The 16112-nt window shown below is 37.8% G+C and carries 10 protein-coding genes; 6 read left to right on the top strand and 4 right to left on the bottom strand.

Going from position 1 to position 16112, the window contains the following annotated elements:
• Window positions 1-2: 2 nt before the first annotated feature.
• Complete coding sequence (locus ACLI50_RS05195) at window positions 3-2942, bottom strand: M16 family metallopeptidase (RefSeq protein WP_411413303.1); 2940 nt, start codon at window positions 2940-2942, stop codon at window positions 3-5.
• 34 nt (window positions 2943-2976) lie between these two features.
• A complete protein-coding gene (locus ACLI50_RS05190; RefSeq protein ID WP_227941425.1) occupies window positions 2977-4170 on the bottom strand; it encodes a pyridoxal phosphate-dependent aminotransferase in 1194 nt (397 codons plus the stop codon).
• A gap of 250 nt (window positions 4171-4420) precedes the next feature.
• Here ACLI50_RS05190 and ACLI50_RS05185 point away from each other — a divergent pair, with 250 nt between their 5' ends.
• The 6 genes from ACLI50_RS05185 to ACLI50_RS05160 all read left to right on the top strand — a co-directional run bounded on the left by ACLI50_RS05185 (window position 4421) and on the right by ACLI50_RS05160 (window position 12710).
• Complete coding sequence (locus ACLI50_RS05185; protein WP_411413302.1) at window positions 4421-5758, top strand: M20/M25/M40 family metallo-hydrolase; 1338 nt, start codon at window positions 4421-4423, stop codon at window positions 5756-5758.
• A gap of 98 nt (window positions 5759-5856) precedes the next feature.
• A complete protein-coding gene (gene rsmG, locus ACLI50_RS05180) occupies window positions 5857-6492 on the top strand; it encodes a 16S rRNA (guanine(527)-N(7))-methyltransferase RsmG (protein ID WP_110008640.1) in 636 nt (211 codons plus the stop codon).
• 62 nt (window positions 6493-6554) lie between these two features.
• Window positions 6555-6959, top strand: coding sequence for a hypothetical protein (locus tag ACLI50_RS05175; protein WP_202842708.1), 405 nt, complete (start codon window positions 6555-6557; stop codon window positions 6957-6959).
• A complete protein-coding gene (locus ACLI50_RS05170; RefSeq protein WP_343643463.1) occupies window positions 6959-7495 on the top strand; it encodes a DUF922 domain-containing protein in 537 nt (178 codons plus the stop codon). Before ACLI50_RS05175 ends, ACLI50_RS05170 begins: the two co-directional genes overlap by 1 nt.
• Window positions 7492-10179, top strand: coding sequence for a PD-(D/E)XK nuclease family protein (locus tag ACLI50_RS05165; RefSeq protein ID WP_411413301.1), 2688 nt, complete (start codon window positions 7492-7494; stop codon window positions 10177-10179). The genes ACLI50_RS05170 and ACLI50_RS05165 overlap by 4 nt, the downstream gene beginning before the upstream one ends.
• Window positions 10180-10346: 167 nt before the next feature.
• Complete coding sequence (locus tag ACLI50_RS05160; RefSeq protein WP_411413300.1) at window positions 10347-12710, top strand: patatin-like phospholipase family protein; 2364 nt, start codon at window positions 10347-10349, stop codon at window positions 12708-12710.
• Window positions 12711-12800: 90 nt separating this feature from the next.
• Here ACLI50_RS05160 and ACLI50_RS05155 read toward each other — a convergent pair whose 3' ends face one another.
• Window positions 12801-14756 (bottom strand): T9SS type A sorting domain-containing protein, encoded by a 1956-nt coding sequence (locus ACLI50_RS05155; protein WP_411413299.1) that lies wholly within the window; start codon window positions 14754-14756, stop codon window positions 12801-12803.
• Window positions 14757-14917: 161 nt separating this feature from the next.
• Window positions 14918-16096, bottom strand: a complete 1179-nt coding sequence (locus ACLI50_RS05150; RefSeq protein ID WP_110008646.1) for an acyl-CoA dehydrogenase family protein — start codon at window positions 16094-16096, stop codon at window positions 14918-14920.
• Window positions 16097-16112 lie beyond the last annotated feature (16 nt).

The following is a 16112-nucleotide window of genomic DNA, read 5'->3' as shown; positions in this document are numbered from 1 at the left end:
TTTTAATAACCAAATATTTCAGTTAAATTAAGTTTTTTTACTTCGCCTAATTTCTGCATATCGGCCTCATTCACTTTGTCCTGAGAAGCGACAAGGCAGTAGGTGTAGTTTTTATTTTTCATCTCTTTATCGTGGAAAGAATTGATATCTGTGAAAGACAGTTTTGGAGCCTGCTCATAAACATTCTTTCTCATATCAAAGTTGTTTCCAAGCTTTTGAGATTTCAGATAAGAGAAGATGATTCCGTCCTGTGTGATTCTTTCAGAGGCAATAGATTTTTTCAATCCGCTTTTCGCTGTTTCGAATAACTGCTCAGATTTCGGAAGGGTAGTCAGGAGCTCATTCATGGCTGTTGTAGACTCATTGAATTTGTCTGCCTGTGTTCCTACATAGGCCATGATCATATCTTTGTCTGTTTTCTTGCTTGGAAGGGCAAAGTAAGAATAAGTGGAGTAGGCAAGCGCCTTAGATTCTCTGATGGTCTGGAAAACAATAGATCCCATTCCTCCTCCGAAATAGTTATTGAATAAACTTACCGTTGGAGTAGCAGATGGATTGTATTGGTCAGAATTTCTTACCCAGAAGATTTCAGCCTGCACCATGTCATAATGGGCAAACAATACTTTGTTCTTGTCTGTCGGGATCTGTGCAAAAGTTTTAGACTTAGGCAGATCTTTCAGGGTTGCAGGAAGTTTGTGGACAGGTTTCAAAGCTGCTACCACTTCATTTCCTGATTTGGGTCCGTAATACAGTACTTTGTGTTTGAAATTGAACAGATCATGAAGAACATTAATTAAGTCTTCTGCTTTCAATGCATCAAGCTCAGCATCGCTCAGTACATTGTTGAAAGGGTTTTGAGGACCGTATTGGGCATAACTTCTCAATCCGGCCATAATTACTCCTTTATTCTGTTTTGCGTTCGCTCTGGCTTTCTTCAGCCTAACTTTGTAAGCATCAAGAGCTGCCTGATCTGCCTGACAGTTTTTGATTAAATCTTCAAATAAAGAAATGGTTTTATCAAAGTTTTCATTCAGACCTTCCAGTGATACGTAAGTTTCTTCGTTTCCTGCACTTACATTGAAGCTTGAGGCAAGTTTATAGAATTCCTTACTGATGATCTCCGAAGATTTGTCTTTCGTTCCCAGGTACTGAAGATATTCTGCTGCCAATGGAAGAATTTTATTGTTCCATTTTCCTGAATCAAAGTGGTAATACATTCTGAATAAAGCATTGTCTGTATTTTTTACAGAAAGTACATCCACATCAGCTAATTTGTTTTTAGCAATGTCTTTGTCATAATTCAACCATACCGGAGCGATAGGGTTTTCAGGCATCTCGTCGATTTTTTTAAGGAAAGGAGACTGGTCTTCTCTGTTAACGGAAACCGGAGTAATCGTTGGTTTGTCAACTTTTACAATGCTCTTGTCTTCGCCTTTTCTTTTGTAAACTGCAACGTAGTTATTGTTCTGAAGATACTTGGATACGAAATCCATGATATCTTTTTTCGTCAGTTTTGAAATTTCGTCCACATATTCCAGCGATGTTTTGTGGTCAATGTCCGAAGTGAATTCATCCATCAGAATGCTTGCTCTGGTTGAGTATTTTTCATCTTTCTGAATGATCCCTTTCTTCTCATTGTTAACGATAGACTGAATCAGGTCGTCCGAAAACTCGCCCTTTCTCAGTTTATCAATTTCCTGAAGAAGAAGATTTTTTACTTCATCCAGAGATTGCCCTTCAGTGGGTTTACCCTGTAAAAGCAGAACGGAGTAATCCTTCAATGCATAAGAACCAGCATATGCACCCAGTAATTTCTGTTTTTTTACCAGATCAAGATCGATCAATCCTGCTTGTCCATTAGTAAGCATGTTTCCAACAAGATTCAGCATTCTGGCATCTTTGGTAGAAGCTCCAGGAAATCTGAAACCAAGCATTACGTTTTCAGGATTCGGTCCTACCACTTCTTTTACAACCGGAGTAGTGATCGGTTTTTCCTGTCCTACCTTATATTCAGGGATCGCCTTAGGCTTCATATAAGAGAAAGCCTTATCAATTTTTGCAATCACTTCATCCGGATTAAAATCTCCGGACATGATGATTCCCATGTTATTAGGAACATAATAATTGTTATAATATTCTCTGATCGCATGCAGGGAAGGGTTTTTCAGGTGTTCAATGGTTCCGATGGTGGTTTGCTTTCCGTAATTGTTGTTAGGGAAAAGGTTGGCAAACATCGTATCAAAAACTTTATCTCCGTCATCATCAAGAGATCTGTTTTTTTCTTCGTATACGGCCTCGAGCTCTGTGTGGAAAAGTCTCAGAACCGGTTCCCTGAATCTTTCTGCCTGTACTGCAAGGAATTTGTCAAGAACATTCGCAGGTACATCTTCCGTGTACACCGTTTGTTCAAAAGAAGTGAAGGCGTTGGTTCCGTCAGCTCCCATACCAGCCATCATTTTATCATATTCATTGGCGATTGCAAATTTTGCAGCCTCTCCGGAAACCCTGTCAATTTCTTTGTAGATTTCTTTTCTTTTGGCTTCGTCCTTATTCTGATTGTACTTTTCGTAAAGAGCATCAATCTGGTCTAAAAGAGGCTTTTCTTTTGCCCAGTCTTTAGATCCGAACTGATTCGTTCCTTTGAAAAGCATATGCTCCAGATAATGGGCAAGACCGGTGTGGTCTGCAGGATCTGTTTTACTTCCTGCTTTTGTGGCAATATAAGTCTGGATTCTCGGATCCTTGTTGGTAGGACTTAAAATAACCGTTAATCCGTTTTTCAAAGTGTAATACCTTGCAGAAGTAGGGTCATTGGTTACGTACCTGTACTTGTAGCCGTTCGAGGTAGCTTCTTTCCACTGGAAATCCTGGCCAAAAGCATATCCGGCAAAACTTGCAGCGGCAATACTTGTAGCGATGGTTAGTTTTTTTAACAGATTCATTGCTGTCGTTTTATTTGGGGTTATTAGTTTTTTGTTAATTGAATTTCTCCAACAAGTCTTTAATTCGTTTCATAGCTTCTCTTAAATCTTCTTCAGAAGCGGCATAAGAGAATCTGATACATTCCGGACTTCCGAAAGAGAACCCGCCTACACATCCAACATGAGCATTTTCCAGAAGGAACATGGCAAAGTCGTCAGAATTTTTAATTTCTGTTCCATCTAGGGTTTTTCCGATATAGTACGAAATATCAGGGAAGAAATAGAAGGCTGCCTTTGGAAGCACTACTTTGAATCCCGGGATTTCTTTGATCAGTTCATAGACAAGATCTCTTCTTTTTTTGAAGGCATCAATCATGTATCTGTATTCGGAAGGATCTGCTTTCAGAGCAACGATAGACGCTCTCTGTGCTACCGTATTGGCCCCGCTGGTCATCTGTCCCTGTACTTTTTCACAAGCTTTTGCCAGCCATTCAGGACATGCTGAATACCCGATTCTCCATCCTGTCATAGCGAAAGCCTTTGACATTCCGTTGATTACGGCTGTCTGTTCATAGACTTCAGGAAACTGGGCAATCGAAGTGGTATTCGTTTCGTAATTGATGTATTCATAAATCTCATCAGAAATGATCGTTATCTGAGGGTATTTGGCAATTACTTTGGCGATGGATTTTAATTCATCATAAGTGTAGTATCCTCCTGACGGATTACATGGCGAGCTGAAAAGTACCGCTTTGGTTTTCTCTGTAATAGCTTCTTCAAGCTGTTCGGCAGTCACTTTGAAATCGGTAACATACGAGGTAGGAAGTATTACGGAAGTTCCACCCATCATTTTTACCATTTCATCATAACTTACCCAGTAAGGTGCTGGAAGAAGAACTTCATCGCCATCATTGATAATAGCTGCCAGAACATTGATGATAGCCTGTTTGGCTCCGTTGGAAACACAGATCTGGGAAGGTTTGTATTCCAGATTATTATCCCTTTTTAATTTATAAGCAATAGCCTCGCGCAATTCCAGAAATCCCGGAACCGGAGAATAGTGGCTGTAATTTTGATTGATGGCATCGAATGCTGCCTGTTTGATATTGTCCGGAACATCGAAATCCGGTTCGCCAAGAGTTAAACTGATCACATCTATTCCGTTGGCTTTCATTTCTCTGGCTTTGTTTGACATAACAAATGTCTGTGAGTATCCTAATCTTTTTACTCTATCTGAAAGTTTATCCATTGTATTTTTTTGAATTTTAACAAATATATAATAAAAACGTGGTGTGGAGGTAATAAAAATAGGGGTCTTTTAAAGATTTTTATCAGGTTTTTGTCAAATTGTCTTCTGGGTTATAAAAATATTCTATTTTGAAGTAAGAGATTGATTTCAATCTTATTTTAGCCAAAAAATCGTAATTCAAAATAAATTATTGCAGGGAATAATTTTGCAGTGTAGGTTTTGTATCTTTAAACAATCTAAGACCGCTTCTATGAAATATTCTGTTTTTTTATTGCTCATTTCATGTTCTTTTTTCTCTCAAAAACATTCAAAAGATGATGAAGTGAAAAAATATGTCTCGCAGGTGAATGAAGATTCATTAAAATCATATATCGGGAAGTTGGTAAGCTTTGAAACCCGGCATACCTTAAGTTCAACAGATGACCCAAAGCGTGGAATAGGTGCGGCAAGGAACTGGGTGATCAGGAAATTCAATGATTATGCTAAAAATTCAGATGGAAGAATGGAGGTGTATCTACAGCAGGAAGATATTCAGCCGGATGGAAAGCGAATTGATAAAATAGTAAACCTTGGAAATGCTGTTGCCTTTCTGAAAGGAACAGATCCGAATGATAAGAGAATTTTCCTGATCGGAGGGCATCTTGATTCAAGAGTTACTGATGTGATGAACAGAACTTCCAAAGCGCCTGGTGCCAATGATGACGGCAGCGGAGTAAGTGCTGTGATAGAATCTGCAAGAATACTGAGCAAATCTTCATTTCCGGCATCTATCATTTTTGTGGCTTTTTCGGGAGAAGAACAATCTTTGTTAGGTTCAAAGCAATTAGCTGAGAAAATTAAAAGAGAAAATGGGCAACTGGAAGCTGTTTTGAATAATGATATGATCGGTAATCCCAAAGCAGGAGAAACAGGAGAGATCAATACCCGTATTCTTCGTGTATTCAGTGAAGGCCTGCCTTATAAAGATCTGGATAAAAAAGCGATGACGATCAGAAATCTTGGTTTTGAAAACGATAGTGAATCCAGACAGCTGGCCCGCTATATCAAAGAAGTTACGGAAGAATATGTGAAAGGGCTGGAGATCAAACTGATCTACAGAAATGACAGATTTCTGCGCGGAGGAGATCACACCAGTTTTGTGAATAATGGATTTCCTTCTGTAAGACTGACCGAGTATTATGAAAATTACGACCATCAGCATCAGGATATTAGGGTTGAAAACAATAAGCAGTACGGTGATCTTCCTGAATTTATCGATTTTAAATATCTGAAAAAGAATGTAGCAGCCAATATTGCTGTTCTTGCCAATCTTGCAAAATCTCCTTCAAAACCGGAGAAAGTTGACATGGATGTAAAGGAGCTGACAAATTCCACTACTTTACATTGGGAAAAGCCAAAATTCGGAATACCAGCAGGGTATTATGTGCTGGCAAGGGAGACAGACAGTGCGGTGTGGCAGAAAAAGATATTCACCACAGGACTTTCTATGAAGATTCCGCTTTCTAAAGACAATTATATTTTCGCCGTACAGAGCGTGAGCCCGTCAGGAAACCTGAGTGTCCCTGTTATACCGGGAATTGCAAAGTGATGGATTGTGCTGGAAACAAGAATTTACATCAGGACCAGGAAAAGTTGATTTGAATACAAGAGAAATAAAACTTATTTTTGCGGTTTATAATAATTCACATGTCTGCATCGTTACTATTAAAATATTTCCCGGATCTTACTGAAAAACAGAAAGAACAGTTCTCCAAATTGGAAAATCTGTACAATGAATGGAATGAAAAGATCAATGTAATTTCCAGAAAAGATATGGAATCACTGTATGAAAAGCACATTCTGCACTCGTTGGGAATTGCAAAAGTGATGGAATTTGCACCGGGAACCAAAGTTTTGGATATCGGAACCGGAGGTGGTTTTCCAGGGATTCCTCTGGCGATCCTTTTTCCTGAAGTAGAATTTACCCTGATTGATTCTATTGGAAAGAAAATCAGTGTAGTACAGGCTGTGGCAGACGGAGTTGGATTAACCAATGTTACCGCTATTCATGGAAGAGCAGAGAAGCTGAAAGAAAAATTCCACTTTGTAGTCAGCAGAGCAGTAACCCAGATGCCGGAATTTTTAAGATGGCTGAAAGGGAAATTTGAAAAAGAACAGTTTAATCCTAAACATAACGGAATTTTATATTTAAAAGGCGGTGATCTTGCTGAAGAACTTGCCGGAATTAAATGTGAGATATTCAATCTTAAACACTATTTTGATGAAGAATTTTTTGATACCAAGAAAGTAGTTTATGTATCAAAAGGTAATTTTAATTCCTGATTTTTATGTAAATAAGGAATAATTTTTGCTAATATTTGTTAATAATCAGAAAAGTAAAGGTTATGAAAAAACTTTTAAATATTGGATCTTCAGTATTCCTGTTGGGCGTGCTTCTGGTTTCGTGTAATGATGATGATTACCATACCATCGAATCTATTGATAAAATCAAGATAGACAGCGTAAAAATTGTTAATGATACCATGGACGTTTACGCGATACAGAGCATAAAAACGTATTCCACCTATCCGTCTCACTGTGAAGGCTTTTACGGATATGATTATGTTTACAATAATAACCTGGAAAGAACAGTTACTTCCTATAAATATATTACCAACGGCCCTTGTACACAAGGGAAATATGTGGGAGCAAATCAGATTAATTTCAGCCCGCAAAGCAAAGGAACCTATACTTTTAAATTCTGGAATGGAGGAAACAGCTGGATTACAAAAACCATTGTAGTAAAATAATGAAGTTGACTTTCGTATTGTGTTTACTGGCAGCGCAGGTGGTGTACGGGCAGAAAATTTTCTGGGAGGAAGGCAAAAAGCTAACCTGGGATAACTTTAAAAGTCCGGTTAACAAAAAAAAGAATCCTGATGTAGCAGCATATACCCATTGTGGCTGGGAATTTTATGCTGAAAAATCTTCTGATCCGAAGGCTCCGGTTACGATTACCATCAAAACCCTTTTTCATGAGGATAAATCATGGAAAGATGCCAAAAGAATGAATGATTATATTCTCCTTCATGAGCAGAAGCATTTTGATATTGCAGAATTATTCGTGAGAAAATTCAGAAAGGCTGTTGCTGAAAAAATTAAAAATTCTGGAGATTATAATAAATATTTCAAAGCCATTTATGACGGAATCGCTATTGATTATAAAAACTTCCAGATGTCCTATGACGGCGAAACCCGTCATGGAATTGATAAAGAAAAACAAACCGAATATAATCAGTTGATTTCTGAACAACTAGATAACTTAAAAAGCTATAAAACCCTTTGAAATTCCTCAATAAGATCATCCACGAACTGCTGGCACAAAACACTGACCTTTCTGCGTTTAATATCATTCTGCCCGGAAAACGTCCCATTGTGTTTATCAGACAGATCCTGGAGGAAAATAACTATTCGGGGTTTCTCCCCAATTTTTTTACGATTGAGGAGCTTATTAATAAAATAGCAGATCATCAGACGATTCAGGGGATTCCGTTATGGCTTTTCTCGTTTGATGTTTACAGAAGCCTGAATCTTATTCCCAGAGATGATTTTTCCGATTTTCTGAAATGGTTTCCCACCTTACAGAAGGATTGGGATGATATCCTGAAATTCTCAGATAGCGACCAGGCAGTTCTGCAGTATATGTTTGATGAAGAAAGAATCAAAGAATGGGCTCAGGACCTTGGTGAGGATGACGATGTTCCAAGAAAGAAGTTTCTTAATTTCTGGCAGAATATGAATGTTTTTCTCCCGGTTTTAAAGGAGAGACTGCAGGAGAGAAACTGGGCTACTTCCGGAATGATTCATGAGGCGGCTAAAGCCAGAATTGCTGATTTTGCGAAAAATACCAAAGAAGAATTTGTTTTTTGTGGCTTCAATGCCTTTACTCCGGTAGAAGAAAAGCTTGTAAGAAGCCTTTTACAGTGGAATAAAGCGCAGTGTTTCTTTCAGGCAGACCGTTATTATTTTAATGATGAAAGACAGGAAGCCGGAAAATTCCTTAGAAATCATAAAACATGGAAAGAATTTGATGATAACAGAGCTTTTCAATGGATAGAAGACGATTTTAATCAACCTAAAAAAATTAAGGTATACGAAGTGTCCGGGAATGTAACCCAGACCAAAGTACTGCCTGAGATCTTTAAAGAGATCAATAATAAAACCTACTCCAATACGGCAGTTGTACTCCTGGATGAAAACCTTCTTCCAGCCAGTCTTGATGTGATGCATGGTGTTGATAATTTGAATATTACAATGGGATTTCCGTTGAAAAATTTGTCTTTCTCCAATGCAGTGAAACGTCTTTTCTACCTGCAGAAGCAATTGGAAAAAAACAAACTGTCTTATTATTACAGAGATGTCTTTCCTATTTTGGAAGAACTGCCGAAATCTCTAGAAGATGAACAGATTATCAATGAGTTTAAAGCTAAAGTAGAAGAGCGGAATATCGTTTATATTTCCAGAAAACTTTTACATGAACTGCTGAGCGGACTGTCTTATTATGGTCTTCTTCAAAAAGCAACTGGAACCAACGGCTACCTGGATATGCTTATTGAGTTCTGCCAGCAGGTAAAATGGCTCGAAATAGATGATATTCAGTATGAGAATGTCTCTCACTTTGAAAATGCATTCAGAATCATCAAAAACCAGCTGACTCCCTACAATATTGAGATCAAAATGGAAACGCTGGAAATCCTGATCAACCAGCATATCAATTCTGAAAGTATCGATTTTCAGGGAGAACCTCTGAGAGGACTTCAGATCATGGGATTACTGGAAACGCGTCTCCTGAACTTTGAAAACGTTATTCTGCTTTCTGTGAACGAAGGGAAACTTCCTCTTGGAAATTCCCAGAATACCTATATTCCTTTTGATATCCGAAGGTTCTTCGATCTTCATACTTTTCTTGAAAATGACAGCATTTATGCCTATCACTTTTACAGACTGATTCAGGATGCGAAGAATGTACATTTACTATACAATGCTTTAAGTTCCGGAGTCAATACCGGAGAGAAGAGCCGTTTCATTACACAGATCGAAATGGAAAGTTCTCATGAGATCGAACATCTCATTATTGAAAATTCCTCTGAACCTATTGCCACCAAACCGATAGAAATTTCCAAGACACAAATTGTACAGGAACGTCTTCAAAAATGGAAGGAAAAAGTATCTGCTTCCCACCTGACGAGTTATCTTTACAATCCGATTGATTTCTACCTTTCCAAGATTTTAAATACTTCGGAAACGGATGAAATTGAAGAAGAACTATCGATAAAAAATTACGGAAATCTGGTTCATTATTCACTTCAAGAAGTGTATGAGGTGTTAAAGGGTAAGGTTTTAAAAGAAAGTGATTTAAAGAATTCAGTTAAAGCAGTAGATGAATATATAAATATTGCTATTGAAAAACTGAAACACCAGCCGGAATTTTATGAAAAAGGGATGAATTATATCCATAAGGCCATTGCTAAAAAGGTCATTGAAAATGTGCTGAATCATGATCTTGAACTCATAAAGCAAGGTAATAAACTGGAGATTATTGATATCGAAAGAAGGTTTGAAAACATCGATTTTCCTCTTGATGGAAATGATAAAATTTCTTTTTTTGGATTCATTGACCGGATTGATAAACTGAACGGTACTCTGAGAATTATTGATTATAAAACCGCCAGGACTAAAAATCTTACTGTAAAGATAGATCAGGATAACGTAGATGAATATTTCCATAACAGCGACAGGAAGCAGGCCCTTCAGCTTTGTATTTATCATTACGTGGTACAGCACCTTCCTGAGTTTTGGGGTTTCCCGATTGAAACCGGAATCTGGAGTTTTGCAGATGCTAAAAAGGGAATGGTTGCCCTGCAGTTTGATAAAGGAAATATTGATGATGCCATGAAATCAGTTAAAAGTCTTATTCTTGAAATCCTGAATCCGGATATCAATTTCGTGGAAACGATAAAAACATATTAAAAATTTTAGTCTTAGTATATTTTTTCTCTCTGTTTATTCTTAATAAATAAGCTGGCTTAGAATCGTTTACTTCACGAAATGTTGTGATAAAGCAGGTAACTTTTTGTGTATCTTTACTACTTATTAAAAACTTATAAAGTTTAAATCAGATACATTAAGCAGCACCAATGAAAAAGATCCTGATATTTTTAGCCATTGCTTTTTCTCTCATTATCAAATCTCAGCAAAAGAATGATTCCCTGAATATTGTGCTTCAGAATGTAACCAAAGATACTAAGTTTGGCCTTGCGCTCAGTGGCGGCGGTGCGAAAGGATTTGCCCATATCGGGATTTTGAAAATGATCGATTCATTGGGAATTAAAGTAGACTACATTACAGGAACCAGTATGGGAGGAATTCTTGGCGGATTATATGCGATGGGGTATAATGCTGACCAGATGAAGCATACCATTTATAAAATGGACTGGAACAGAATTCTGAGTAATAAAATTCCTTATAACAAAGTCAATATCAGTGAAAAAGATGAATATGACAAGTATATCCTTGAATTTCCTGTAGTTAGAGGGTTTCCGACTCTTCCAAGCTCTTATATTGAAGGGCAGTACATGGGAGAAGTTCTTAATACGCTTACTTTCAACGCAAAGCATATCAACGATTTCAGTAAACTGAGAATTCCTGTGCAGCTTACATCTTCCGATATTGAAAATGGCGGTCTGGTAATGCAGAAAGAAGGATCATTACCACTGGCTATTCGCTCTACGCTGGCTATTCCTGCCGCTTTTGCTCCTGTTTATATTGATGGAAAGCTTTTGGTTGATGGCGGTCTGGATCGTAATTATCCGGCCAATGAAGTTCGTGAGATGGGTGCCGGTTTTGTGATCGGAGGCTACACCGGATTCAGACTTTTTACGAAAAAAGAGATTGAAAATCCGATGAAGATGATCTATCAGACTCATGCCATCCGCTCTGTAGAAGATTTTAAACATCAGAAAGAATTATCAAATATTCTGGTCGACTTTGTAGATCCACTGGGAGAAATTACAACGAAAGATTTTGCCAAATTCAGAAGGATCATAAAAATAGGAGAGATGGAGGCGAGAAAGCATCTTCCTGAGTTTGTCGCCCTGGCAGAAGCTCAGCGCAAAGCCGGAATTAGGTATGAGCATACAATGATTGAAGAAGTGAAACTGCCTACAACAAAATTTACTTTTAACGAAGAAGACGGAACACCCATTACAGATGCTGCAGAAATTGAAGTGCTGAAAAAGCAGATGGGGCTTACGGAAGGGAAGTATTACGATGTAAAAACCATTAATGAGGCTATAGACAGGGTCTTCGGAATGCGGCAGTATGTAAAGGTGTATTATACCTACACGAATGTAGACGACGGTCTTGTGATGAATGTTTTTGTGAAAAGAGCAAAAAAGGGAGCATTTAAACTGGCGTTGCACTATGATACGGAACAGTCCGTCGGAATTATTGTCAATTATACGTACAGAAATATTCTCCTGAACAGATCCAGGTTTCTGGCAACAGTAGATATTTCCGAACGTTTTAAAGCTAAAGTTGCTTACCAGCAGTTTTTAGACAGTGGTGAACGTTTATGGCTGGATCTGGAAGCTAAAATGGTTCATCTTAAAAGTAATGACCTGAACTTCAGGTTATATGATATAAGTGAAGATGGCGGCGACCGTTTTCCGAACCATATGTACCGTAACATAACCGGAAAAATTGCACTGAATTATAATATCAATCCCAATTCTTACCTGTCTCTGGGAACGGAATTCAGTACGGAAAGAATGTACAGCTTACTGGATAAAGTAGATCAGTCAAAAGTAGATAATTATAGCAAAAAGCTCTATAATCACAGCAATTTCAATACTTTCCTGAAATTTGAACAGAATAATCTTAATAAAAGGTATTTTACAACCAGGGGGAATCATCTTCAGGTGAGCACAAGATTTTACTATGGAGATCAGTATGAACTTTATGATCTGAATACAGTACAGCCTCTCCTTTATCTGATTCTTAATCCGAAAGAGTCTTACTATTTTGAACCTAAAAATCTCGTTTCATTTACACTGAATGAGAACTTTTTCTACCCCATCACAAGAAGACTGACAGTAAAAGCGAATGTGTTTCTAGGAACGAGTTTCGGTTCCAAGAAAGAAGATAAGGTTCCGTATTTGTTTTTGAATCAAAAGTATAACCTGGGTGGGAGTGAATATAATTATGATCTGCTAAGCCCCGAATTCAACGGGCTTCGTCAAAAAGAACTTCCGATGACTTCTGTGGCTAAGGCTGCTGTGTCATTTCAGTACAGAATTATGAAAAAACTCTATCTTACTCCTTCATTCAGCTATGGAAAGGTGAGTGAAGAGTTTTCTCCTTTTAATGACAGTTTTGATATGTTTGGGTACGGATTGAACCTGGGCTACGAATCGCTTATCGGTCCTATCAGCATGAATATTTCCAGAAACAGTCAACTTGATTTTTCAAGAATATATTTTAGTGTCGGATTTAAGTTTTAAGGATATGCTCCATTTATAATATTTAAAAAAGGCACTTCATCTGAAGTGCCAAAAATTAACTTGAAATAAAGATATAGAGGAGTGATTGATTTATAGTTTTACTTTTTTACTGATGATTCTTTCATTAGAAAGAGTGACTTGTACAAGATATACTCCTGATTCTAAGTTTCTGGATTCAAACACTGGTTTATTAACGTTCTGCTGAACGATCAGAGAGCCAGATATACTGTAAATAGTAATATTTTTAATATCATTGGTGGATGCAGCTACAATTTGTTGTCTCTGAGTATAAATATTAGTACTGTTTTCCGATGATATTGTTCCTCCCACCGATTTACTGAACTGAAGGTTATAGTATGGAGTAACAACTTCAAACGTATAGTTTTTGCTTTCAAGATTCTGAATATTGATTCCTCCGGTTTCCCGATACTGTTTTTTGGAAATACTTTTGATCAGGGTTTTATTTTCATCAAAAATATGTACAGCAGTAAGTTCCTCCTGATCTACTTTTAATTGCAAAAGGGATGCATTCACAGATTGTACAATTTCGTTTTCGGTAACTTCCTGAGGTGTGTTTTTGATGTATGGAATTATTTTATTTTCATTGTTTTCTGATACTTTCAATAAATAAACTCCATCTTTTAATGTTGATAAATTTTGATCATCGGCTGTTCTGCTCTGTGCTTTTTCTTTATTGAAATCTGTAATTTCAACCAGCTGCATACTGCCCAGGTCCGGTTTTATCTGTGAAGACAGTAGGGAAGGGTTTTCAGAAGTTTTCTCCGGTTGCTTACCGAAAATTGAACCTGCAATAGCCCATTCATTAAGAAGGCCGCCGCTTCTCAGGGTATTGAATTTCGCATTGGAAGCTAAAGTGAAGGGCAGAATTCCTCCTACATGTCCTAATGGGCCCCAATAAAAGGAATCCAGTTTATATTTATTCAGATCCCACCATGGATAATAACCACGCTGAACCTCAATAGTTTTAGAAGTGTTTTCAGGCGGAATCGCTAGATCGACAGTTGAATGACCCAATGTCATAGGCGTTTTATTATACCAGTCGTATACATCCTTAGGTTTCATACATAGCCTTAGCTTGTTATTGGAATTGTTGGTAACATCATTGACGAAACTGGTGGTAAAGAGCTTTCTCCATATAACAGGGCCCCACAAAAGTCCGCCGTTATCCTGAACGACATGATAGTTGTATTTGTCCAGATATTCTGCAGAAATAACTTCTGAAATGTCATTATTATAGGTTTTATATCCCGTATTGTTGCAGGTATGAAGGACATTCGCCAGGAATGAGGTGAAAGGATAAATATCTTTTTCAAGGACTCCTTTATTTAAAGTTACTCCTGAAAAATCATATGGCCCATCACCCATGTAAGCATATTTGAATTTAATATTACCGGGATTTGAAATGCTTAATCTTTTTAAAGTAGACATAGCAGCGTGGGCGCCCTGAGAATATCCGGCTAAGAAATATTCGTCATAACGTTTAATATTGAGTTGTGCCAATACTTTATTCGCTGCGGTTATAAAATCTATGGTAGCACCCGCTTCTGTGGCATAATCTACATAAGGGTGAGTACCATCTCCAGTTCCCATCCCTACGTAGTCGGGCGCCATCAAAATATATCCGTTGAGTACATAGGATAATTCAACAACAAATCCTGCTGTTAAAGCCCCTTTGAAATTAGACGGAACATTGTGCCTGCTGTCTGTAGTTCCATGGTCAGATACTACTGTTGAGAGTTTGAAAGGTACGTTAGGGTACATCAATAGTCCTGTAGCTTTTACAAGAACATTGTTTTCATTTTTGGTGTAATAAGTGATTTTGTATCCTTTCAGCCCGATATTGAAACTGTTCAGGTAATTGGCAAACTCAGGAGCATTCTGATCGCCAAGATTATTGGCTATAAAATTGATGACTCCCTGTGGTGTTAAATCCAGTTTCTGTTCGGCACTTACAACATCACCCGCCTGCTGTGCAAAGTAAAATGGAGCTGTAAGACTTAGTAAAAAAGTTGTGATTTTTTTCATATTGTTTGTTTTTGCGTGGTATTAAAGTAATAAATTTAATAAAACAACAAAAACTTTATAAGATCAATAATTATTCATTGAATATAAAATCCCTGCAAAGTGAGTAAACAAAAGAGTCTGACCATTGGCCAGACTCTTTATTATTTATATTGGTATATTTTTTAGAAAGCGTTGATTCCTGTGATGTCCAATCCAGTGATCAGTAAATGAACGTCATGTGTTCCTTCATAAGTAATTACAGATTCCAGGTTTGCGGCATGTCTCATCATCGGGAATTCACCCATAATTCCCATACCTCCTAGGATTTGTCTTGATTCTCTTGCAATGTCAATTGCCATTTTCACGTTGTTACGTTTAGCCATTGAAATCTGGGCCGGAGTTGCCTTATGGTCGTTTTTAAGGTTTCCTAGCTGAAGACACAGTAACTGAGCTTTTGTAATCTCTGTTAAGAATTCAGCTAATTTTTTCTGCTGAAGCTGGTAAGAACCGATTGGTTTTCCAAACTGTTTTCTTTCTTTGGAATACTGAACGGCAGTACAGTAACAGTCAATAGCAGCACCTATTACTCCCCAGGAAATTCCATATCTTGCAGAATTCAGACAAGATAAAGGTCCTTTCAGTCCTGTTACTCCCGGAAGCAGGTTTTCTTTGGGAACTTTTACGTTGTTAAATACCAGTTCTCCGGTTTTGGATGCTCTCAAGCTCCATTTATTGTGAGTTTCAGGAGTGGTGAAACCTTCCATACCTCTTTCAACGATCAATCCCTGTACTTTGCCTTCCTCATTTTTTGCCCATACTACAGCGATGTCGCATAAAGGAGAGTTGGTGATCCACATTTTTGCCCCATTTAAAAGATAATGATCTCCCATATCTTTAAAATAAGTTTCCATAGAACCAGGATCAGAACCGTGGTTAGGCTCAGTCAATCCAAAAGATCCGATCATTTCTCCCGCAGCAAGCTTTGGAAGGTATTTCTTTTTCTGTTCTTCAGAACCGAATTCGTTAATAGGGAACATCACCAATGAACTCTGTACCGAAGCAGCAGAACGTACTGCAGAATCTCCTCTTTCCAGCTCCTGCATAATCAGACCATAAGAAATCTGGTCTAATCCTGAACCGCCATACTCAACCGGGATATAAGGTCCCAATGCTCCGATTTTCCCCAATTCTCTCATAAGATTAGGAAGATCTGTATGATTTTGAGCGGCCTGATCTATCTGCGGCATTACAAAACTTTCAACCCAGTCTCTCACAGATTGGCGGATTAGTTTATGTTCTTCAGTAAGTAAAGCATCAATTCCATAATAATCAGGGATGCTTGTAAGAGGATAATATGACATGATTTTTTGATTTGGT

This window comes from Chryseobacterium cupriresistens, from assembly GCF_046614675.1.
Taxonomy (GTDB): domain Bacteria; phylum Bacteroidota; class Bacteroidia; order Flavobacteriales; family Weeksellaceae; genus Chryseobacterium; species Chryseobacterium cupriresistens.
Note: the sequence above shows the minus strand (reverse complement) of the source record. Positions and strands in the feature narration are given on the sequence as shown.

Excerpts from the sequence above, each read along its gene's own strand:
- ACLI50_RS05195 (WP_411413303.1), bottom strand. The coding sequence starts at position 2,942 with ATGAATCTGTTAAAAAAACTAACCATCGCTACAAGTATTGCCGCTGCA.
- ACLI50_RS05190 (WP_227941425.1), bottom strand. The coding sequence starts at position 4,170 with ATGGATAAACTTTCAGATAGAGTAAAAAGATTAGGATACTCACAGACA.
- ACLI50_RS05185 (WP_411413302.1), top strand. The coding sequence starts at position 4,421 with ATGAAATATTCTGTTTTTTTATTGCTCATTTCATGTTCTTTTTTCTCT.
- rsmG (WP_110008640.1), top strand. The coding sequence starts at position 5,857 with ATGTCTGCATCGTTACTATTAAAATATTTCCCGGATCTTACTGAAAAA.
- ACLI50_RS05175 (WP_202842708.1), top strand. The coding sequence starts at position 6,555 with ATGAAAAAACTTTTAAATATTGGATCTTCAGTATTCCTGTTGGGCGTG.
- ACLI50_RS05170 (WP_343643463.1), top strand. The coding sequence starts at position 6,959 with ATGAAGTTGACTTTCGTATTGTGTTTACTGGCAGCGCAGGTGGTGTAC.
- ACLI50_RS05160 (WP_411413300.1), top strand. The coding sequence starts at position 10,347 with ATGAAAAAGATCCTGATATTTTTAGCCATTGCTTTTTCTCTCATTATC.
- ACLI50_RS05155 (WP_411413299.1), bottom strand. The coding sequence starts at position 14,756 with ATGAAAAAAATCACAACTTTTTTACTAAGTCTTACAGCTCCATTTTAC.
- ACLI50_RS05150 (WP_110008646.1), bottom strand. The coding sequence starts at position 16,096 with ATGTCATATTATCCTCTTACAAGCATCCCTGATTATTATGGAATTGAT.